This window comes from Fictibacillus arsenicus (assembly GCF_001999465.1).
Classification (GTDB): Bacteria; Bacillota; Bacilli; order Bacillales; family Fictibacillaceae; genus Fictibacillus; species Fictibacillus arsenicus.
This window is the reverse complement of sequence record NZ_MQMF01000002.1, coordinates 1,287,496-1,308,478: the sequence shown is the minus strand read 5'-3', so window position 1 is coordinate 1,308,478 and position 20,983 is coordinate 1,287,496. Positions and strand designations below refer to the sequence as shown.

Here is a 20,983-nt window from a genome sequence, read left to right as displayed (position 1 = left end):
ACTTGTAGTTTACCATACGAAATGAAAATAAATGTGAAAGGAGGGATATGCATGACAGGTGCCCAGTTGAAAGAAGAGATTGTTGCATATAGTAAAGAAATCGGAATAGATAAAATTGGCTTCGCTGATGCTGATGTTTTTGCTGAGTTAAAAGAAAGGCTCCGGATTCAGCAAGATCTTCAATACCAATCAGGATTTGAAGAAAAGGACATTGACAAAAGAACAGAGCCAGACCGGCTTCTAAGTGGAGCTTCAAGCATCATTTCGATCGCTCTTGCATATCCCTCCAAAATGAAAAATGCTCCCAGAAGCATGAAAGGGGAGCGAAGAGGTATTTTTTGCAGAGCATCATGGGGTAAAGATTATCACCATATATTAAGAGAAAAGCTTGCATTGCTTGAGGCCTTTATTATAGAGAGAGTTCCAGATGCTAATATAAAATCTATGGTTGATACAGGAGAATTGTCAGACCGGGCTGTGGCCGAGAGAGCTGGTATAGGCTGGAGCGCCAAAAACTGTGCGATCATGTCACCTGAATTTGGCTCCTACATGTATCTTGGTGAAATGATTACGAATATCGCATTTCCTGCAGATACCCCGATGGAAGATCAATGCGGTTCATGCAATAAATGTGTTGAGGCATGTCCCACAGGTGCTCTTGTACAGGGAGGACAGCTGGATTCATCAAAATGTATTGCGTTTTTAACCCAGACAAAAGATTTCTTGCCAGATCAATACAGAGAAAAGCTAGGCAACCGTTTATATGGGTGTGATACGTGTCAGACAGTATGTCCCGAAAACAAAGGGAAAGATTTTCATCATCATGCAGAAATGGAGCCGGATCCTGAAATTGCAAAGCCTCTTTTACAGCCTTTATTGACGATGAGCAATAGAGATTTCAAAGAAAAATTCGGGCATGTATCCGGAAGCTGGAGAGGAAAGAAACCAATTCAGAGAAATGCGATTATAGCATTGGCCCATTTTAAAGAAGAAGCTGCACTACCTGATTTAATCTACTTATTAAAAAATGATCCAAGACCTGTTATTAGAGGGACTGCTGCTTGGGCAATTGGGAAAATAGGCGGAAATGAAGCAGAATTAGAACTTTCATCAGCAAAAGAGCGCGAAAAAGACGATTTAGTGGCGTTAGAGATAGATAAAGGACTTAAAATGCTTCGAAATCAAGAAATTTCGTAATCGCATAACTTTAAAGTGTCCGATATAGTAAGGTCAAGTAATGAAAAGAAGGGATAATTATGTGTCAGATTAAAACGTTACTCTATTATGAAGAAATGGAAAGCGTAATCGGACCGTTAACGATCATTGCAACGGAGAACGGAATCTGCCGTCTCGATTTTGGTTCAATGGAGGATAACCTTCCATCTTTACGTTCTTGGATGGCTAAGCATTATATTAAAGGAGAACTCATTCATTCTCCTGAATTATTAGCAGATGCTGTTCAGCAATTAAATGCTTATTTTGCAGGCAACCTGCACGAGTTTAACATCCGCTATGATTTGTTTGGTACGGCCTTTCAAAAGAAAGTTTGGAACCAGCTAACGAGTATTCCTTATGGACTAACGTGTTCATATAAGGAAGTAGCTCAGGGAATCGGTGCACCAAAAGCAGTTCGTGCTGTCGGCAGTGCAAATAACCAGAATCCTGTACCTGTTTTTATTCCGTGTCACCGCGTAATCGGAAGTAATGGTGCACTTGTAGGATATGGCGGAGGATTAGACAAAAAAGAAATATTATTATCGATCGAACAGAATAGCTGCAAGAAAACATCATAGAGCCCTTAATGGGTTCTTTTTTTTTATATACCTCTCATATGTTAAAAGAAGCAGGGAGGTATGTCTGATGTGGATGGAGACACTGAAACAATATATTCAAAACCAGTCCCAATGGATGATACATGCGGATGCAGATGGAAGGGGCTTCTTTTTAAAAAATGAACAAGAAAGCTTTATGCGAAAAAAACAAATGTATACCGATAGAAATGCATTTATCGTAAATAATCAAGCGAACGGAAGTGTATTGCGGACTACGGAAACTGAAGACAAAATTCATGTGGATTATCTTGTCCATTATAGTTTTCTAATCAAACATGGGTTTGATTTTTACGTCGAGGAAATGTCTCAAGAGAGGCGTGCTATTTTTTTTCAAGACGGCGAAATGAAAAGTGATGAGCCTGTTAATGCTGAAGGCAATTATAGGGAACTGCCGAAGATCGAACGTGAGAATGAATCGATTGCACCGACAAAAGGCGGGTATGACAGGCTGGCGGCCGTACGATATGCGGAACGCTGGTGGAACACGTATAATCCTGCTTATAAGTCTTTCGAGAATGACTGTACCAACTATATCTCCCAAAGCATTCATGCAGGAGGAATACCAATGACTCCGCAATCCATTAAGTCAAAAGGCTGGTGGATGAGGAACAACTCCTGGAGCTACAGCTGGTCGGTGGCCAATGCGCTACGGTGGTACTTAAGTGGTTCGAAATCAAGTCTGCAGGCTCAAGAGAAATCAGCTGCCCACCTTTTGCTGCCAGGTGATGTTATCTGCTATGATTTTGATGGTGACGGGCATTATCAGCATACGACGATTGTTGTAGCAAAAGATCCATCAGGAGAGCCTCTTGTAAATGCTCATACGACAAACAGCAGAATGCGTTATTGGGGCTATGAGGATTCAACAGCTTATACGAAGAGGATTCAGTACAAATTTTTTCATATTCTTTAAGTGAAAGCTCGCCATCTAGAGTGATATTCCAAAAAAAGTGCTATAATAAGTACTTGTTGGAATATTGTTTTTGAGGTGAGCTTTTTGACTATACATGTTGTTTTATTCGAACCATTGATTCCTGCGAACACAGGAAATATCGCACGTACATGCGCGGGTACAGGCACACATTTGCATCTTATTCACCCACTGGGATTTTCATTGGAAGATAAATATTTAAAGCGTGCAGGTCTCGACTATTGGGAGCACGTTAACATTCATCACCATGATTCATTGGATGCTTTTTATAGGGAATATCCGGATGGCGAATTTTATTATATAACGAAATTCGGAGAACAGACGTATTCTGACTTTGACTATTCGAATCCTAAGAAAGATGTCTTCTTTGTTTTTGGAAAAGAAACGAAGGGACTGCCACGGGAAGTCATTGATACAAATATGGATCGATGTCTGCGCATTCCGATGAACGATCACATTCGTTCGTTAAATTTATCAAACACAGCAGCGATTCTTATTTATGAGGCATTGCGCCAGCAAAGTTTTGGGGAGTTAAAATAGCTTCTTCTCTAAAAGATTGTTGGTTTTAAATCAATCTCTTCTATGGCAAGTTAATTGGAGTGCAAGGTGCGAGACTCCTGCAGGATCAGTGGGACAGGTGAGACTCCTAAGGACGCAAAGCGGAGAGGAGGCTCACCGCCCACCCCACGGAAAGCGAGCATCCTGGAGCGGAAATTTACCACTTTCAAGAGCCACAAAGTTTATAAAACAGAGGGAAATAAAAAAACGTCCTTATCAATGAGGGACGTTTTTGCTTCCATATGTATTATGGATTAGTTTTTTCCAGGACGATCGTTATAGCCTGCTGTAAAGATTGCAGTCAGGAAGGCGAGCATCACGAGTAGGATGAGGATAAAATCCATCTGAACTCCTCCTTTGAAAGTAGTCTTATTCTTTCCAATCTCTCTCCCCATTATAAATGAAAACGGTTTTCATGTGAATGTATTTCTGCGAAAGTTTACAAATTGAGGGGGATATGAGTAAGAGAATGAAGAAAAACGTTTATATGACAGGGTACCTCCCGTTATTCTCTATTATCTTATTTAGCTGCGGGTTCGCCATTTATCTTGAACGGCTTGTGATAAAAAAGCTTAAGTACTTTGGCGTTTACCATGGAATGCTTGAATTATTTGAGAGTCATGTCATCCATTTATCAGTTGGTTTTTGTTTGTTCTTATTGTTTTTTATGGTTTTTGCTGCTTTAAAACTTTTATCGGATGCATTGACTCATTTAAGTATGTTCTTTTTTTCTAAAGATACAGAAGGTGTTCTGCTGCAGCAGGGGAAAAGCGGCGGCTGGTTTTTCTTTGGCGGAGGAATGCTGGCGATCTTATTAAACCACTCCATAATTTTGATGTTTATCGTGTTCATTGCCGCATCTCTCGTTTATTTCTTTTATTTTCTTTTGAAGATCGGCTCCAGTTTATCAACGACAGGCATCATCGGCATGGTCTTTATGCATCTATTCTTCTGGACAGGCTTTGGTTTGCTTGTTGTATATACCGTCATACGTTTGTATAACGCATTTGTAGCTTCGATTACATAAATAGCAGTACTCTTAGAGGAGTGTTTGTCGAAAATCGTTTAAATTCCATTTTACCGTGAATAAAATTCGATTTACCGTGCAATTATTTTAACTTACCGTGAATAAAATTCGATTTACCGTGCAATTAGTCCGATTATTACATCATTCAAATAAAAATGACCCTGCCACAGCAGTTAGCGGCAGGGTTATTTTCATTTTTGATATGCTTTTATCATAATATCGCGCCATATCATGACTTCTGGCGAAGATCCTTCTATCGAGCGGAGACTTCCGGGTTTGTCACGGCCGACCCAGACGCCTGCTGTATACCGGTCAGTCAGCCCCACGAACCACAAATCTTTAACATCGTTTGTAGTTCCTGTTTTACCCGCTACGTACTGTGAACCGGGAAACCGTGCATCCCGTGCGGTACCAGAAATCGTCACCGCAGCAAGCATGTCCCTCATCACAGCATTCGTTTCCGGCTTCCAAACTTTAACCGGCTGCTCGTTCCACTTGTATAAAACATTTCCATCTTTATCTTTTACAGAGGTTATTATTCTAGGTTTCACGTAAAATCCGTTATTGGCGAATGCTGTATACGCGCTAGTAAGCTCGAGCGGTGAAAAGCCTTTTGAAAAACCACCAAGTGCTGAAGCAAGCTGATGATCCTTCTGTTCCACGGCTGAAAACTGAAACGGCTTCAGGTAAGAGAAAGCTCTTTCGACGCCTGTTTTCTTTACCGCCCGAACAGCGGCAGTATTGATGGAGCTAGCCATCGCTTTTTTTAATGTGACTGTACCGTATGTTGCTCCTCCATAGTTGCTGGGACAATAGTTTCCTTCACAAATTCGGGATGCAGATATCATCGAATTCGTTCCTAGACCAAATAAATCGATGTACGGGGCATATGCAAGAAGAGGTTTAATAGATGAACCTGGCTGTCTTCTCGCCTGATAAGCTCGGTTAAATTCTTCGATCCCTACATGTTTTCCGCCTATCATTGCTACAATCTTTTTCGAAACGTGGTCAACTACCACGGCTGATCCTTCAATATCCTGAGAGGAAAGTCTTTTTTGAACAGATTTCAATGCTTCTGCTTGCAACCTCGCATCCAATGAAGTTTCAATCACCGAACCGCTTTTTAACAACTCATCACGTTTTTCCTTTAAAAGATCTTCACTTAATCCTTTATTTTCTGGAGCAGATGCGATTAATTCCAGCAGTTCATCTTTTACATAGCCGACGATCTCTGGAAACGGAACATTACTCTTTGCCACGTGCAAGTTAATCGGTTGTTTAATAGCAGATTCAAACTTAGTCTGATCAATATAACCCTCCTCTTTCATCTTGAGCAGAATCCATTCCTGCCTTTTTTTTGCGTTCGAAAGATTTTTCAGAGGGTTATACAGGACAGGATTGTTTGGTATTGCAGCTAAGAGTGCAGTTTCACTTAAAGTAAGCTCCTTAGAGGGCTTACTAAAATAATAGCGGCTCGCTTTTTCAATGCCGTATATTCCATTTTGAAAATAGATAGCATTGATGTATAGCTCCAAAATTTGTTCTTTAGAAAGCTGCTGCTCAATTCGATAAGAAATCAACAGCTCCTTCAATTTCCGATCATACGTACGCTCATGATTCAGAAAAAGGTTCCGAGCCAGCTGCTGAGTAATCGTACTGCCGCCTTGCTCGATTCCGCCTTTTGAAGAGTTTGTAACAAATGCTCTTGCGATCGCTTTCCCGTCGATGCCATGATGCTCTAAGAAATTTTGATCCTCTGTCGCGATGAACGCCTGCTGGACGAGAATCGGGACATTCTCATATGAAAGATGAATACGGCTTTCATCGCCTTTAAACTCATAAAGAAGACCACCGTTTGCATCCAACAGGCGGCTGTTTTGTTCTAAAGAGATACTTTTTGCATTACCGAGTGCTGCTATTGCGGTTTGAAAAGGAATATAATTTTCGAACTCTTTTCGCAAACCGGTAAATGAGAGGAACACCATACTTAATAATATAAACACTGCTAAGATACCCAGCTTGGGATTCATGATTCTTACTCCGTTCAATACAAATGATAAACATATTTTACCATGAAACGGTTTAAACCAATTATCACTTTTTCAAATAAAAATCACTATTCAAACAGAATGATTACGGACATCCTCGCATAGAGTAGATTAACACTTGATGGAGCCAATACAATCAAGGAGGTACTCATGGATATTTTATCAAGAATCCAATTGCATCGAGAAGAAGAACAGCGTCTAGCCTGGGAAGGTACCTTCGCTGAATACCTTGAAATTTTACGTGATCGGCCATTTGTAGCCCAGTCAGCGCATTCAAGAGTATACAACATGATAAAAGATGCTGGAATTTCAGAAAAAAATGGTCAAAAGGTGTATCATTTTTTCAGCGATCAGATCTTCGGATTAGAAGAATCAATCGAAAGACTTGTGGAAGAGTATTTTCACCCTGCCGCTAAACGCCTTGATGTCCGTAAACGTATATTGCTGTTAATGGGTCCTGTATCGGGTGGTAAATCCACTCTTGTAACGATGTTAAAAAGAGGTTTGGAACAGTACACGAAAACACCAGAAGGCGCAGTTTATGCCATAAAGGGCTGTCCGATGCATGAAGATCCCCTACATTTAATTCCGCAGCATCTAAGAAAAGAGTTCTATGATGAGTATGGTATTCGTGTCGAAGGTAGCCTATCACCGTTAAATACAATGAGGCTTGAACACGAGTATGACAACAGAATAGAAGAAGTAATGGTCGAAAGAATCTTCTTCTCTGAAGACAAACGTACTGGTATCGGAACGTTCAGTCCATCTGATCCAAAATCACAGGATATTGCAGATTTAACGGGAAGTATAGACTTCTCAACGATCGCGGAATACGGATCAGAATCAGATCCTCGTGCATATCGTTTTGATGGAGAACTGAACAAAGCGAACAGAGGGATGATGGAGTTCCAGGAGATGCTGAAATGTGATGAAAAGTTCTTATGGCATCTGCTTTCACTTACACAAGAAGGCAATTTTAAAGCGGGCAGATTCGCTTTAATCTCCGCAGATGAATTAATCGTTGCACATACGAATGAATCCGAGTACCGTTCTTTCATTTCGAATAAAAAGAACGAAGCGCTGCATTCAAGAATTATCGTTATGGGCGTTCCATACAATCTGAAAGTTTCACAGGAAGAGAAGATCTATGCAAAAATGATAAGCGAGAGTGATATGTCTCACGTTCATATTGCACCTCATGCGCTGAGGGTAGCGGCTATCTTCTCGGTACTGACAAGATTGAAAGATTCAAAAAAACAAGGTATGGACCTTCTTAAAAAGATGAGACTGTATGACGGTGAGATTGTAGAAGGCTTCAATCATGTTGATCTCGAAGATCTGAAGAAAGAGTTCTCTGACGAAGGAATGTCAGGCATCGATCCGCGTTATGTAATTAACCGAATTTCATCTGCCATTATACGTAAAGAAACGCCTTCCATTAATGCTTTGGATGTATTACGGTCATTAAAAGATGGGCTCGATCACCATGCTTCCATCTCTAAGGAAGATAAAGAAAGGTTTATCAACTTTATCTCTGCTGCCCGTAAAGAGTACGATGACATTGCGAAAAAAGAAGTTCAAAAAGCATTCGTTTATTCGTATGAAGAATCAGCTAAAACACTTATGGATAACTACTTGGATAATGTAGAGGCATATTGCAATAAGAATAAACTTCGTGATCCGCTCACTGGAGAAGAGATGAGTCCAGATGAAAAGCTGATGAGGTCTATCGAAGAACAGATCGGGATCTCGGAAAATGCGAAGAAAGCATTTCGTGAAGAAATACTTATCCGTATCTCTGCGTATGCTAGAAAAGGAAAGAAGTTTGATTACAATTCACATGAGCGCCTAAGAGAAGCCATTCAAAAGAAACTATTTGCAGATCTAAAAGACGTTGTGAAGATTACAACTTCTTCAAAGACTCCTGATGAATCACAATTGAAAAAGATTAATGAAGTAATAGCTCGTCTTGTCGATGAGCATGGCTATAACACAACTAGTGCGAACGAACTATTGCGTTATGTTGGGAGCTTGCTAAATCGATAATATGCAGAACACACCCTAAGACACTGATAAGGTCTTTCAGGGTGTGTTTTTTTACACTAAAATAGGGAAAACTAAAGAAATTCTAATGTAATCTTTTATACATTCATTTTTAGTATAAAAATATTGACCTTGTAATTACTAACTTAAAAATGGTAAATTGATACTAATAAGCTAACTAAAGGAAGTGAGCTGTATGAGCTCGGCTCGAAAAGAAAGAAATGGACTGCTGGATTGGATTAAAGCCATTGGAATTGCACTTATTCTTGCTATTATCATAAAAAAGTTTTTGATTGAGCAGTATGTTGTTTACGGAGAATCGATGATGCCTACAATTCAAAACGGCAATCGCCTTATCGTAAATAAAATCGGCTATGAGATCGGAAGCCCTGAACGATTTGATCTTATCGTGTTTAAAGCTAATCCGAAAGAAGATTATATTAAACGGGTAATAGGATTGCCAGGGGATCATATCGCATACAAAGATGACAAACTTTATATTAACAATAAGCCAGTAGAGGAACCTTATCTAAAAGAATTTAAAAGATTTGCAGGTAATCGTACCCTGACCGGCAATTTTACATTAGAAGAAATCACAGGACATGATACAGTTCCAAAAGGAAAGATCTTTGTTCTCGGTGATAACAGGCTCCATAGCATAGACAGCCGCCATATTGGTTTTGTTGAGATGAAGGATATTGTGGGAGAAGCGAATATTCGTTATTGGCCAGTTGATGAAATGAGAGTTTTTAACGGTTTTAAAAAGGAATAAATGGGGAAAATTTCATTAAGAGGTGAATCCCTATGACAAAACCAAATAAAGAAGAACCTAAAAGAAAAAACAGTTCGATGGCATCAAATTTTGAAGAAATGAAAGAACACGGCAAAGTAATGGAACATGTATCATCGAATGATGAAGTACGTAAAAGCGGCAAAACACCTGATCCTAAACAGCATGAAAAAAAGGAATATAAGAAATAATGTGCAAGCTCTCTTTTCGATTTTGGAAAAGGGGGCTTTTTTGTCGCGAAAGTTTAGCAATTCTAGTGAGTACTTGCATAAGATAGAGTAACCAACCCTTTTTTCTAATAATAGTGATTAAAAGGAAACAAGATATGCCCCGGGTTGATCAAGAAAAGCAGCATTGACTCTTGCTGCTCTGGAGGGGAAAACGATGAGCGAACAGGATAAGAACAATTTTGTTGTGTCCCAGGAAAATTGGTCCCTCCACCGAAAAGGATATCAAGATCATCAAAGGCATATGGAAAAAGTGCAGGAAGCCATTAAAAACAACTTGCCGGATTTGATAAGCGAAGAAAATATCATTCTATCCAACGGGCGTGATGTGATCAAGATTCCAATCCGTTCAATGGATGAATACAAAATCCGATACAACTACGACAAAAACAAGCACGTAGGCCAAGGTGACGGAGATAGCCAGGTGGGGGACGTAGTAGCCAGAGATGGACGTGCCGGACAAAACGGCGCAGGAAAAGGAAAAGGTCCAGCCGGTGATAAGCCAGGAGTGGATTATGCAGAAGCAGAAGTTTCCATACTGGAACTTGAAGAAATGCTCTTTAAAGAGCTGGAACTGCCAAATCTTAAACAAAAAGAACAAGACCAGATTGTTTTAGAAAAGATTGAGTTTAATGATGTACGCAAAAAAGGCTTAATGGGTAATGTTGATAAAAAAAGAACGATACTGACCGCATTCAAAAGGAATGCATTAATCGGAAAACCGAGTGTAGCTCCAATCCATAATGATGATTTGCGTTTTAAAACTTGGAATGAAGTAATAAAACCAGAATCAAAAGCTGTTGTCTTAGCAATGATGGATACTTCAGGTTCTATGGGAATATGGGAGAAGTACATGGCCAGGAGTTTCTTTTTCTGGATGACGCGTTTTCTGCGGTCTAAATATGAAAAAGTAGAAATCGAATTTATTGCACACCACACAGAAGCCAAAGTAGTGACGGAAGAAGACTTTTTTAACAAAGGGGAGAGCGGAGGAACGATCTGTTCATCAGCTTACCGAAAAGCGCTGGAACTTATTGAGACAAAATATTCATCTAACCGCTTTAATATCTATCCGTTTCATTTTTCTGACGGTGACAATCTCACAAGCGATAACGCCAGATGTGTAAAGCTCGTGCAGCAGATTATGGAACACTCAAATATGTTTGGATATGGAGAAGTGAATGCTTATAATCGCCACTCTACTTTAATGAGTGTATATAAAAATATGGATAACCCTAAATTCAGCCATTATATTTTGAAAGAAAAAGCAGATGTTTACCATGCCATGAAGAGCTTCTTCAAAAAAAGTGAAATAACCACATAACTTAGCCACCCGCCATCCATGTATTGGATAGCGGGTTTTGTTGTTGAAACAAGCGTAATTACATATAACTAAGGATAAGATTTTTTGAACGATTTTTTGATTCCCTTCGTTGATAAGTTGATTGGAGCGGAAATCAACACTTTCTAAGGCGACAAAGTTTAATAATAAAGGGGTGTGAAGTTTGAAGAAATATAACAAATCAGCGGCATTCGTCATTTGCTTCTTACTGGTATGGATGCTTGTACCAGGAAAGACTGCACATGCCGACTGGTTTGATCCATTAAAAATCCACTTTTTAGATGTCGGACAAGCCGACTGTATTCTTGTAGAAGCACCGAACGGACAAACAATGCTGATCGACGGCGGTGATGAGCATGATGCGGAAGAAATTATCACTTACTTGAAACGAGAAGGCATTACCCATTTAGATATTGTAGTAGCCAGTCATCCTCATCATGATCACATTGGTTCATTAGATGATGTGATCCGTGCATTTCCAGTTAGTGTTCTGTACATGCCAAACCTGCCATATGATACTAAGTACTATCATGACCTTTTCCGTGTGCTCAATGAAAAGCAAATTCCAGTAGACCGGGCAAAAGCAGGCGTTTATTTTAAAATGGGATTTTCGGTAAAAGTTGAAATGCTTGCACCAAAAGGATCGTATTACAAACATATAAACGATTATTCAGCAGTTATAAAGATTCAGCACGGAAAAAAGAACTTTTTGCTGATGGCAGATGCGGGCGCAGAAGAAGAAAAAGAAATTATGAGCCGCGGGGGAGTAAAGGCGGATGTTATAAAAATCGGTCATCATGGTGCAAATACCGGATCATCAATGGAGTTTTTAAAGAAGGTAAAAGCTAAAACAGCTGTAATATCTGTAGGAAAGAACAACCCCTATCAGTTTCCATCCAAAGAAGTTTTATATAGGCTGAACAACAGAAAGATGACTGTCTACAGAACAGATCAGCTAGGGGCAATCATCGCAACAAGCAACGGAAAGAAAATCATGTTCAGAACTAATGCGCTGCACTAACTGTCAAAACAAAATCTGTTTTCTTGCGTCTTTATTAAAAGTTTAAGAAAATAAATAAAAACGCGGTTAGGATGATTAGTATTGATTAAAGCACTTGTATTTGATTTTGATGGTACGATTCTAGATACTGAAACTCAGCATTACAATGCTTTTCAAGAGATGTATAAAGAGCATGGAAGTGAGCTGCCTTTGGAAGTGTGGGGCGAATGTATAGGCACTCATTCTGGTTTTAACCCTTATGAATACTTAGAAAAGCAAATTAATAAAAAGCTAAATCATGATGAGTTAAGGACAAAGAAAACAGACCGTGCATTAGCCTTAATTAAAGAACAAAAACCCCTTCCAGGGATAGAGAATTACCTAAAAGCAGCTAAGGAGTTGGGTTTGAAGGTAGGACTTGCATCGAGTTCTTCTAGGAAATGGGTATTGGAGCACCTTGAAAGAATCGGTCTCAGCCATTATTTTGAAGTGATCAAAACAGCTGATGATGTAGAAAAGGTTAAACCAGATCCAAGTTTGTATATAAAAGCGGTTGAAGAACTAGGTGTTAAACCTGAAGAAGCAATTGCTTTTGAAGATTCAGTGAACGGTTCTGCAGCTGCTAAAAAAGCAGGTCTTTATTGTGTAGCTATACCAAACCCGGTAACAAAACATATGCAATTTGACGAAGTAGATCATCAAATGGAGTCGATAGCAGAACTTGAACTGGCTGCACTCATACAGCTTGCTGAACAACGAACGATATGATTAAAGTTCAGGGGATTAATCATATTACGATAAAAGTTTCAGAATTAGCGAGAGCTGTCCGTTTTTATCAAGAAATTTTAGGTGCTAAAATCGTTCATAAAGGGAATACAGATGTATACTTTGACATTGGAGGAGTCTGGATATGTTTATTGGAAATCAAAAAAGCAAAACCTAAACAAAAAGACCAAACCGGTGTGGATCACTTTGCTTTTTCGGTTTCTGAAAAAAACTTTCATAAGGCTGCTGTTTACCTCGAAGAAAAACAAGTTATGATCACGAGGGGACCTATTGAGAGGGGCGGAGGATGGACGATAAGTTTTCTTGATCCTGACGGCAATGAAATGGAATTATATACAGGTTCTCTTTATGAGCGTATGAAAAAATGGAAGTAAACTGAACGAGTAAGCAGGTTAGAGGAGTGGAATAGATGAGCGAGATCGATGTTTCAAAATTTGAGAAAAAGATAGAACTAAGAAATATACAATTTGAAGATATTGATGAAATTTTAAAATTGCAAAAGGTATGCTTTCCTGGAAACATGGAACCGTGGCAGCGCGATCAGCTGGAGAGCCATCTCCGGATATTCCCTGAGGGTCAATTTTGTGTAGCGTATGAAGGGAAAATCGTTGGAAGCTGTTCGAGTCTTATGGTGAACTTCGATGAATATGATGATAAGCATACATGGGATGAGATCACAGACAAAGGCTATATTACAAATCATGACCCTGAAGGCTTTAACTTGTATGGAATTGAAGTTATGGTTCATCCTGAATACCGCCGTATGAAAATAGGAGCAAGACTCTATGAAGCACGCAAAGAGCTGGCAGAACAAAAAAACCTGAAAAGTATCATCCTGGGCGGAAGGATTCCAAACTACCATAAGTATTCAAAAGAGATGACACCAAGAGAGTATGTTCGTGAAGTTATCCAGCATAATATTTATGACCCTGTTTTAACATTTCAGCTGATGAATGGTTTCACAATCATGCGATTAAACAAAAGCTATTTGCCGGATGACAAGCAGTCTAAAGCATATGCCACTTTAATGGAATGGAACAATGTCGACTACATTCCGAACAAAACGAAGAAATATTTTAAAACAAGTGAACCAGTAAGGATTACAACCATCCAGTACATGATGAAATCAATCGATTCCTTTGAAGATTTTGCGACTCAAGTGGAATATTATACGGATGTTGCTTCGGACCAAGGTTCAGATTTTGCTGTTTTCCCTGAATTGCTTACAACTCAGCTTTTATCTTTCTGTGAAGAAAAAAGTCCAAGCTTGGCGATTCGTAAACTAACAGAGTTCACGGAGCAGTATATCGAATTATTCACGAACCTTGCTGTTAGATACAATGTGAACATCATTGGGGGATCGCATTTTGTTGAAGAAGATGGCGATATTTACAATGTAGCGTATTTGTTCAGAAGAGATGGCACAATCGATAAGCAATATAAACTTCATATCACACCAAATGAACGAAAATGGTGGGGAATCTCTGCTGGGGATAAAGTACAAGTATTTGATACAGATTGCGGTAAAGTTGCTATTCTTATCTGTTATGATATCGAGTTTCCTGAACTATCCCGTATTGTTACGGATCAAGGTGCTAAAATTATCTTCACACCGTTCTGTACAGAAGACCGTCAAGGATATCTGCGTGTTCGTTATTGTTCTCAAGCTCGTGCCATTGAAAATGAGATCTATACGGCGATTGCTGGGACAGTTGGGAACCTGTCGCAAGTTGAAAACATGGATATTCAATATGCCCAGTCAGGTATCTTCACACCTTCGGATTTCTCTTTCCCAAGAGACGGTATTGTCGGAGAATGTCATCCGAATATCGAAACAGTAGTAGTAGGTGATGTCGATCTTGAAATTCTGAGAAGACAGCGGAAAACAGGCAGTGTTACGTTGCTTAGAGATAGACGTCTTGATTTATATAGTGTGATTCAAAAAGATAAAAGTAAATAAGCAAGGTTGTTTCTAAAAGATTGTTATTAATGGTAGTGGTTGATTTCCGCTCCAGGTACTCGCTTTCCGCGGGGCGGGCGGTGAGCCTCCCAGCGCTTTGCGCTTTTGGGAGTCTCACCTGTCCCACTAATCCCGCAGGACAAGGAAGGCTGCGGCAGCAATACATCGCACGAAGAAAATGTGATTTTCATTTTCGATGAGTCTAACACCTTGCTCTACAATCAACTTGTCGATGAAGAGAATAACAAAAGAGTTCAGATTAAACCATTTTAGAATAAAGTAAATGCGGCAAACTTTAAAAGCTTGCCGCATTTTTTCTATTTCTCGGGAAATATAACGAATCGTGTCGGAGTTAAGAGTAACTTTACGATTGGATTTTATTTTTTTTGATGAAAACGGTATAATAAAGGCCGTATTTAATAGATAGAGCAGGAAATAATCGATTAAAATCGAATCTAAAGAGAACAAATATTTAATCAGCTCAAAAGCAAAAGGAGGCAGTACAATGTCCTGGGAGAAAACATACGATAGATGGATACAGCACGAAGCACTTGAACAATCTTTAAAAACTGCATTAGAAGGAATTAAAGATAACAGGACTGCACTAGAAGACTGTTTCTATAAGAACTTAGAATTTGGTACAGGGGGCATGCGCGGAGAAATTGGTCCAGGTACTAACCGAATGAACACCTATACAGTTCGAAAAGCATCACTTGGGCTAGCGCATTTTATTATGGAACAAGGTGAAAAGGCACAAAAACGCGGAGTAGTGATCGCATATGATTCAAGACACCAATCCCCAGAATTTGCAATGGAAGCAGCAAAGACTTTAGCTTCGAATGGTGTACAGGCATATGTTTTTGAAAGTTTAAGACCTACACCTGAGCTTTCTTTTGCAGTTAGATACTTAAAAGCGTATAGCGGAATTGTAATTACTGCGAGTCATAATCCTCCAGAATATAACGGTTATAAAGTTTATGGACCAGATGGCGGACAGCTGCCGCCTAAAGAAGCGGATGAAGTAATTCTAAAGGTCAATGCAGTTGATGATGAATTATTAATAGAAGTAAAGACTGAAGAAGAATTAAAAAATGCAGGATTGATCGAAGTCATCGGTGAAGAGATTGATCAAGCTTATATGGAACAGCTGACTAAGATCAGCTTGAATCGTGAAGTTATTAAAGAAATGCATGATTTAAGCATTGTTTTTACTCCGCTGCATGGAACAGCGAATATTCAAGTAAGAGAAGGACTCAGGCAGCTGGGATTTACGAATGTTACTGTTGTCAAAGAGCAAGAGCAGCCTGATCCGAATTTTCCCACTGTAAAATCACCTAATCCTGAAGAACATGCTGCATTCGAATTGGCTATTCAGTATGGAAAAGAAAATGACGCCGAAATCCTTATGGCTACTGATCCAGATGCAGACAGAGTAGGGATTGCTGTGAAAAATAATGAAGGTGAATATGAGATCTTAACGGGTAACCAAACGGGAGCCCTCATGCTGGAATACATCCTTTCTCAGCGTGAAGAAAAAGGCACCCTATGTCCTAAAGGTATCGTATTTAAAACCATTGTAACCTCAGAATTGGGACGTGTAATTGCTGAATCTTATGGTTTAACTTGTGAAGATACACTTACAGGCTTCAAATTTATTGGTGAAAAAATTAAAGAATATGAAAAGAGCGGAAAACATTCTTTTATTTTCGGATACGAGGAAAGCTATGGTTCATTAATTGGCGACTTTGTGCGAGATAAAGATGCTGTACAAGCCTGTTTAATGGGTGCAGAAATGGCAGCATATTATAAAAAACAAGGCAAATCGCTTTATGAAGCGTTAACGGACGTTTATGAAAAGTACGGTTATTATAAAGAAGGGCTAGAATCTCTGACGTTAAAAGGCAAATCTGGCGCTGAGCAGATCGTAAATCTGCTTGCTGGATTCAGAGCTGATATGCCGGTTGAAATGAACGGTCAAAAGCTGGCTGTTTCGGAAGATTATCAAGCAAGTATACGATATACTTTAGATAGAGATACAAATGACGACATAATTCTTCCGAAATCAAATGTACTTAAATATAAATTATCTGACGAATCATGGTTCTGTGTAAGACCTTCAGGAACTGAGCCGAAAATTAAGTTTTATTTCGGAGTACAAGCTGAATCAAACGAAAAAGCCGACGAAGCATTAGCTTCATTAAAGCATGCAGTAATGGATTTGGTTCATGAAAGAATGCAAAAGGTGGCACAATAATAAAAATAAATGGCTGTAGGCGATACCTGCAGCCAATTTTATTATTTTTAATACAACGTTTGACATTAAAATAATAATATTGTAATATACCCCTATAGGTATTTTGTGAAGAGGAGGTGCTGATTTGGAATACACACAAGAAATGAAAAATCGTCTAAGAAGAATTGAGGGACAAATTCGTGGTGTTTTGCGTATGTTAGAAGAAGAGCAAGATTGTAAAGCCGTTATTACACAGCTTTCTGCTTCACGAACTGCTATTGATCGTACGATTGGATTAATTGTCGGCACGAACCTTGAACAATGCTTGCGTGATCAAATGGAAAATGGAAAAGAAATGAACTCCGATCTTGTAAAAGAAGCTGTGCAGCTTCTTGTGAAAAGCCGCTAATATTTCTCTGTCATAAGCATCGTCTGTTGACAGATTCTTTTTTATCATTTAATATACCCCTATGGGTATATAAAAGTGGAGGTGACAGTTCTGGATATTACAGAAAAAGCAATCAAAGTACATTCAAAAAAATCTGTTGTATTGTCATTAGGATCAAGGAAATTGAAGTCGCTATTGATCCAGTTATAGAACCTTTTATGAAAGATATCATTATAAATTTAAATGAAATAGTTTTTATGAAACAACTGAGTGTAAGGAGTAAAAGGGGAACATGCTAAATTTTTTTAGTTTTTAATATACCTATACGGGTATATGTATTGGAGTGGCGAAGTTAAATCAAGAAAATATGGAGGTTTTGAACAAATGAGTATTAAAGTAGATCAAGTTTTAGACTGTAAAGGGTTATCATGCCCAATGCCGATTGTCCGAACAAAAAAAGCAATGGACCAGATGGAAGCAGGACAGGTAATCGAAGTTCTAGCAACAGACAAAGGTTCTCTGGCAGATATGCAAGGATGGGCTAGAAATACAGGAAACCAATATCTAGGTACAAAAGAAGAGGGAGATGTTCTTAAGCACTACCTAAGAAAATCAAACCCTGGTGAAGTACAGGAAGCAGCTAAGTTTGAGCATACGATTCAAAACGATGAATTAGAAAAAGCTTTGACTGAGAACAAGGATGACATGATTCTGCTTGATGTGAGAGAACCAGCAGAATATGAGTTCAAACGTATACCTGGGGCAGTATCTATTCCTTTAGGAGAACTTGAAAGCAAATTAGACACAATTGATAAAAACAAAGAAATCCATGTGATTTGCCGTACTGGTTCAAGAAGTGATATGGCTGCACAAGTTTTATCTGAAAAAGGTTTTGAGCGTGTGAAAAATGTATTACCAGGAATGTCTGAATGGACTGGACCTATAGAGGAAAATTAAAAAATTTTAACTAAAATTATACCTGGGGAGGTATTTGATAAAATGGTTAAAGCATTGTCAGCTAAAGAAGTAGCAAAACGTGTTGTTGAAGGCAAAATGTTTATTCTTGATGTTCGTAATGAAAGTGATTTTGAAGACTGGAAAATCGAAGGTAAAGGTATTGAGTCCATCAACCGTCCTTATTTCGATCTAATTGATGGTGTTGAGGATGTATTGGAACACCTTCCAAAAGAAGATGTGTTAGTGGTTTGTGCAAAAGAAGGATCTTCAGTAATGGTAGCGGAGATGCTTGATGAAGCAGGAATTATAGATGTTTATTACCTTGAAGGCGGTATGAAAGCTTGGAGCGAGTACCTGTTGCCAGTTAAGATCGGCGATTTGAAGGATGGTGGCTCTATCTATCAGTTCAACCGTATCGGTAAAGGATGCCTTTCTTACCTTGTTGAATCAAACGGCGAAGCAGCAATCATCGATTCTGCTCGTACAGTTGAAGCTTATGAAGATTTTGCTAAAGAAAACAATCTGGAAATTAAGCACATGATTGATACTCATCTTCATGCTGACCACATTTCTGGCGGACGCCGTCTTGCGGAAAAAACGAACGCAACATACTGGCTGCCTCCGAAGGATGCTGAAGAAGTAACGTTCTCTTATGAAGCGTTAGAAGAAGGCAAAGACATTACGATCGGTAATACAAAGATTGAAATTCAGCCGCTTTATACACCAGGTCATACGATCGGAAGTACTTCAATGATCGTTGACGGACAATACTTGCTTTCTGGAGATATTCTGTTTGTTGATTCAATCGGACGTCCAGACCTTGCTGGTAAAGCTGAGGACTGGGTAAGCGATCTGCGTGACTCTTTATACAACAAATATAACAATCTTTCAAAAGATCTAGTTGTATTGCCAGCTCACTTTGGTAAAATCAGCGAACTTGATGAAAAAGGTGCTGTTCAAGCTCCTCTAGGCGAGCTGTTTGAAAAGAATGAAGGGTTAAACATTGAAAGTGATGATGAATTCCGTAGAGCTGTAACGGAAAACTTACCGCCGCAGCCAAATGCATATCAAGAAATCCGTCAGACAAACATGGGGAAGATCGATCCATCAACTGACGAACAACGCGAGATGGAAATTGGTCCAAACCGCTGTGCAATCACTGAGTAAATAAAACAAATATTAAACTGAAAACTACTAGGAGGTTCTTCAAATGAACGTAAAACAAACTTTAGATACAAAAGGGTTATCTTGCCCAATGCCAATCGTTAAAACAAAAAAAGCTATGGATGGTCTTGCTAGCGGAGACATCTTAGAAGTACTAGCAACTGATAAAGGTGCAGTAAACGACTTGTCAGCTTGGTCAAAATCATCTGGTCATGAATTATTAGACCACAAAGAAGAAGACGGCGTTTTCAAGTTCTGGATTCAAAAAGGTTAATTAATAAAACATGCGGGGGTATGTTTACATGCCTCCTTATGACTTGTATTTCTAGGGGTTAATTATGAGGAGGAGATTAAATAATGGAACAACAAACACAAGATAAATCAACTATGGTCGTATTCAGCGGTGACCTTGATAAAGCGATGGCAAGTTTTATTATCGCAACAGGTGCAGCTGCTATGGGGAAACAAGTAACGATGTTCTTTACTTTCTGGGGATTAAACATCTTAAGAAAAGAAGAGTACGTAAATGTGAAGAAAACTTTCATGGATAAAATGTTTGCAAAAATGATGCCAAGAGGACCAGAGAAGCTTGGTATTTCTAAAATGAACTATGGCGGTCTTGGCGGAAAGATGATGAAGTATACCATGAAAAAGAAAAACATCGTAACACTTAAAGAATTAATCGAAATGGCTCAAGATCTAGATGTTAAGATGGTTGCTTGTACAATGTCAATGGATGTAATGGGTATTACGAAAGATGAACTTATTGATGGTCTAGACTATGCAGGTGTAGCTTCATATCTTGCTGATGCAGATGAATCTAAGATCAACTTATTTATCTAATTAAAAACAGTCATGGGGAGGTGAAGTCATGGAAATAGGATTCATTATAACGATTTTTCTCATTGGCTTTATAGGTTCTTTTATATCCGGAATGGTAGGAATCGGCGGATCGATCATCAAGTATCCGATGCTTCTTTATATTCCAGCAATGCTAGGCTTCACAGCATACACAGCTCATGAGGTTTCAGGAATAAGTGCTGTTCAAGTATTCTTTGCTACGATAGGCGGAGTTTGGGCTTACCGTAAAGGCGGTTATTTGAATAAACCCCTCATCATTTATATGGGCGGTGCCATTCTGTTAGGAAGTTTTATCGGCGGATATGGATCACAGGGTATGTCAGAGGCTCAAATCAATATTGTATACGCCATATTGGCTACAATTGCAGCAGTTATGATGTTTATTCCTAAAAAGGGCATCGATGACATTCCGTTAGATCAAGTTAAGTTTAATAAATGGATTGCAGCGGTATTGGCATTTATCGTCGGTATAGCAGCAGGTATCGTCGGTGCAGCGGGAGCTTTTATCCTTGTTCCAATCATGCTGGTTGTCCTTAAGATACCAACACGAATGACGATCGCAACATCACTTGCCATTACCTTTATTTCTTCAATCGGTGCGACGATTGGTAAGATTACGACTGGGCAAGTATTGTTATGGCCAGCTGTAATCATGGTAGTAGCGAGTCTGATCGCATCTCCACTAGGAGCTCAGTTTGGTAAAAAAGTAAATACAAAAATCCTTCAATTCATTTTAGCAGCTCTTATTGTTGCAACATCGATTAAGATTTGGCTAGATATATTTTAGGGTAAATGTTTAGCAGCTTATTCATCAGGCAACACATACTATGATAGAC

At 39.0% G+C, this 20,983-nt stretch carries 21 protein-coding genes; 20 read left to right on the top strand and 1 reads right to left on the bottom strand.

Going from position 1 to position 20,983, the window contains the following annotated elements; all coding sequences use genetic code 11:
- The first annotated feature begins 51 nt into the window (after positions 1-51).
- The 5 genes from queG (at position 52) to UN64_RS13820 (ending at position 4,348) form a co-directional block, all read left to right on the top strand.
- Complete coding sequence (gene queG, locus UN64_RS13845) at positions 52-1,197, top strand: tRNA epoxyqueuosine(34) reductase QueG (protein WP_077363649.1); 1,146 nt, start codon at positions 52-54, stop codon at positions 1,195-1,197.
- 59 nt (positions 1,198-1,256) lie between these two features.
- Complete coding sequence (locus tag UN64_RS13840; protein ID WP_077363647.1) at positions 1,257-1,793, top strand: methylated-DNA--[protein]-cysteine S-methyltransferase; 537 nt, start codon at positions 1,257-1,259, stop codon at positions 1,791-1,793.
- Positions 1,794-1,860: 67 nt separating this feature from the next.
- The gene (locus tag UN64_RS13835; RefSeq protein WP_139343105.1) at positions 1,861-2,745 is read left to right on the top strand and encodes an amidase domain-containing protein; all 885 of its coding nucleotides are present in this window, start codon (positions 1,861-1,863) and stop codon (positions 2,743-2,745) included.
- Between the two features lie 84 nt (positions 2,746-2,829).
- Positions 2,830-3,303 (top strand): tRNA (uridine(34)/cytosine(34)/5-carboxymethylaminomethyluridine(34)-2'-O)-methyltransferase TrmL, encoded by a 474-nt coding sequence (gene trmL, locus UN64_RS13830; protein WP_077363645.1) that lies wholly within the window; start codon positions 2,830-2,832, stop codon positions 3,301-3,303.
- A 475-nt stretch (positions 3,304-3,778) separates the two neighbouring features.
- Positions 3,779-4,348 carry a DUF5366 family protein gene (locus UN64_RS13820; RefSeq protein WP_139343103.1) on the top strand — a complete coding sequence of 190 codons (570 nt, stop codon included), beginning with the start codon at positions 3,779-3,781 and terminating at the stop codon, positions 4,346-4,348.
- 191 nt (positions 4,349-4,539) lie between these two features.
- Here the strand turns inward: UN64_RS13820 and UN64_RS13815 are convergent, their stop codons facing one another.
- Positions 4,540-6,378: a transglycosylase domain-containing protein gene (locus UN64_RS13815; protein WP_077363641.1), complete on the bottom strand. Its 1,839-nt coding sequence runs from the start codon at positions 6,376-6,378 to the stop codon at positions 4,540-4,542.
- A gap of 168 nt (positions 6,379-6,546) precedes the next feature.
- Between UN64_RS13815 and UN64_RS13810 the strand changes: the two genes are divergently transcribed.
- From UN64_RS13810 to UN64_RS13745, 15 genes are all read left to right on the top strand, one after another.
- Positions 6,547-8,442 (top strand): PrkA family serine protein kinase, encoded by a 1,896-nt coding sequence (locus UN64_RS13810; RefSeq protein ID WP_077363639.1) that lies wholly within the window; start codon positions 6,547-6,549, stop codon positions 8,440-8,442.
- 193 nt (positions 8,443-8,635) lie between these two features.
- On the top strand, positions 8,636-9,211 hold the full coding sequence (lepB, locus tag UN64_RS13805; RefSeq protein WP_077363638.1) for a signal peptidase I: 576 nt from the start codon (positions 8,636-8,638) through the stop codon (positions 9,209-9,211).
- Between the two features lie 32 nt (positions 9,212-9,243).
- The gene (locus tag UN64_RS20955; protein ID WP_171978909.1) at positions 9,244-9,420 is read left to right on the top strand and encodes a hypothetical protein; all 177 of its coding nucleotides are present in this window, start codon (positions 9,244-9,246) and stop codon (positions 9,418-9,420) included.
- A 193-nt stretch (positions 9,421-9,613) separates the two neighbouring features.
- Positions 9,614-10,780, top strand: coding sequence for a sporulation protein YhbH (yhbH, locus tag UN64_RS13800; protein WP_077363636.1), 1,167 nt, complete (start codon positions 9,614-9,616; stop codon positions 10,778-10,780).
- A 181-nt stretch (positions 10,781-10,961) separates the two neighbouring features.
- Positions 10,962-11,819 (top strand): ComEC/Rec2 family competence protein, encoded by an 858-nt coding sequence (locus UN64_RS13795; protein ID WP_077363635.1) that lies wholly within the window; start codon positions 10,962-10,964, stop codon positions 11,817-11,819.
- A gap of 81 nt (positions 11,820-11,900) precedes the next feature.
- Positions 11,901-12,566: an HAD family hydrolase gene (locus tag UN64_RS13790; RefSeq protein WP_077363633.1), complete on the top strand. Its 666-nt coding sequence runs from the start codon at positions 11,901-11,903 to the stop codon at positions 12,564-12,566.
- Positions 12,566-12,958 carry a VOC family protein gene (locus UN64_RS13785; RefSeq protein WP_077363807.1) on the top strand — a complete coding sequence of 131 codons (393 nt, stop codon included), beginning with the start codon at positions 12,566-12,568 and terminating at the stop codon, positions 12,956-12,958. The genes UN64_RS13790 and UN64_RS13785 overlap by 1 nt, the downstream gene beginning before the upstream one ends.
- Positions 12,959-12,993: 35 nt before the next feature.
- Positions 12,994-14,544 carry a bifunctional GNAT family N-acetyltransferase/carbon-nitrogen hydrolase family protein gene (locus UN64_RS13780; protein ID WP_077363631.1) on the top strand — a complete coding sequence of 517 codons (1,551 nt, stop codon included), beginning with the start codon at positions 12,994-12,996 and terminating at the stop codon, positions 14,542-14,544.
- 505 nt (positions 14,545-15,049) lie between these two features.
- Complete coding sequence (locus UN64_RS13775; RefSeq protein ID WP_077363629.1) at positions 15,050-16,798, top strand: phospho-sugar mutase; 1,749 nt, start codon at positions 15,050-15,052, stop codon at positions 16,796-16,798.
- 124 nt (positions 16,799-16,922) lie between these two features.
- Entirely contained in the window at positions 16,923-17,186 is a 264-nt protein-coding gene (locus tag UN64_RS13770; protein ID WP_077363627.1) for a metal-sensitive transcriptional regulator, read from the top strand.
- Between the two features lie 363 nt (positions 17,187-17,549).
- Positions 17,550-18,122 carry a sulfurtransferase TusA family protein gene (locus tag UN64_RS13765; protein ID WP_077363625.1) on the top strand — a complete coding sequence of 191 codons (573 nt, stop codon included), beginning with the start codon at positions 17,550-17,552 and terminating at the stop codon, positions 18,120-18,122.
- Positions 18,123-18,164: 42 nt separating this feature from the next.
- On the top strand, positions 18,165-19,289 hold the full coding sequence (locus UN64_RS13760; protein ID WP_077363623.1) for an MBL fold metallo-hydrolase: 1,125 nt from the start codon (positions 18,165-18,167) through the stop codon (positions 19,287-19,289).
- A gap of 43 nt (positions 19,290-19,332) precedes the next feature.
- Positions 19,333-19,560 (top strand): sulfurtransferase TusA family protein, encoded by a 228-nt coding sequence (locus tag UN64_RS13755; RefSeq protein WP_077363621.1) that lies wholly within the window; start codon positions 19,333-19,335, stop codon positions 19,558-19,560.
- Between the two features lie 83 nt (positions 19,561-19,643).
- The gene (locus UN64_RS13750; RefSeq protein WP_077363618.1) at positions 19,644-20,129 is read left to right on the top strand and encodes a DsrE/DsrF/DrsH-like family protein; all 486 of its coding nucleotides are present in this window, start codon (positions 19,644-19,646) and stop codon (positions 20,127-20,129) included.
- A 28-nt stretch (positions 20,130-20,157) separates the two neighbouring features.
- Entirely contained in the window at positions 20,158-20,934 is a 777-nt protein-coding gene (locus UN64_RS13745; RefSeq protein ID WP_077363616.1) for a sulfite exporter TauE/SafE family protein, read from the top strand.
- Positions 20,935-20,983 lie beyond the last annotated feature (49 nt).

Excerpts from the sequence above, each read along its gene's own strand:
- UN64_RS13820 (WP_139343103.1), top strand. The coding sequence starts at position 3,779 with ATGAGTAAGAGAATGAAGAAAAACGTTTATATGACAGGGTACCTCCCG.
- UN64_RS13835 (WP_139343105.1), top strand. The coding sequence starts at position 1,861 with ATGTGGATGGAGACACTGAAACAATATATTCAAAACCAGTCCCAATGG.
- UN64_RS13840 (WP_077363647.1), top strand. The coding sequence starts at position 1,257 with ATGTGTCAGATTAAAACGTTACTCTATTATGAAGAAATGGAAAGCGTA.
- queG (WP_077363649.1), top strand. The coding sequence starts at position 52 with ATGACAGGTGCCCAGTTGAAAGAAGAGATTGTTGCATATAGTAAAGAA.
- UN64_RS13815 (WP_077363641.1), bottom strand. The coding sequence starts at position 6,378 with ATGAATCCCAAGCTGGGTATCTTAGCAGTGTTTATATTATTAAGTATG.
- UN64_RS13765 (WP_077363625.1), top strand. The coding sequence starts at position 17,550 with ATGAGTATTAAAGTAGATCAAGTTTTAGACTGTAAAGGGTTATCATGC.
- UN64_RS13745 (WP_077363616.1), top strand. The coding sequence starts at position 20,158 with ATGGAAATAGGATTCATTATAACGATTTTTCTCATTGGCTTTATAGGT.
- yhbH (WP_077363636.1), top strand. The coding sequence starts at position 9,614 with ATGAGCGAACAGGATAAGAACAATTTTGTTGTGTCCCAGGAAAATTGG.
- UN64_RS13760 (WP_077363623.1), top strand. The coding sequence starts at position 18,165 with ATGGTTAAAGCATTGTCAGCTAAAGAAGTAGCAAAACGTGTTGTTGAA.
- lepB (WP_077363638.1), top strand. The coding sequence starts at position 8,636 with ATGAGCTCGGCTCGAAAAGAAAGAAATGGACTGCTGGATTGGATTAAA.
- UN64_RS13755 (WP_077363621.1), top strand. The coding sequence starts at position 19,333 with ATGAACGTAAAACAAACTTTAGATACAAAAGGGTTATCTTGCCCAATG.
- UN64_RS13810 (WP_077363639.1), top strand. The coding sequence starts at position 6,547 with ATGGATATTTTATCAAGAATCCAATTGCATCGAGAAGAAGAACAGCGT.
- UN64_RS20955 (WP_171978909.1), top strand. The coding sequence starts at position 9,244 with ATGACAAAACCAAATAAAGAAGAACCTAAAAGAAAAAACAGTTCGATG.
- UN64_RS13775 (WP_077363629.1), top strand. The coding sequence starts at position 15,050 with ATGTCCTGGGAGAAAACATACGATAGATGGATACAGCACGAAGCACTT.
- UN64_RS13750 (WP_077363618.1), top strand. The coding sequence starts at position 19,644 with ATGGAACAACAAACACAAGATAAATCAACTATGGTCGTATTCAGCGGT.
- UN64_RS13780 (WP_077363631.1), top strand. The coding sequence starts at position 12,994 with ATGAGCGAGATCGATGTTTCAAAATTTGAGAAAAAGATAGAACTAAGA.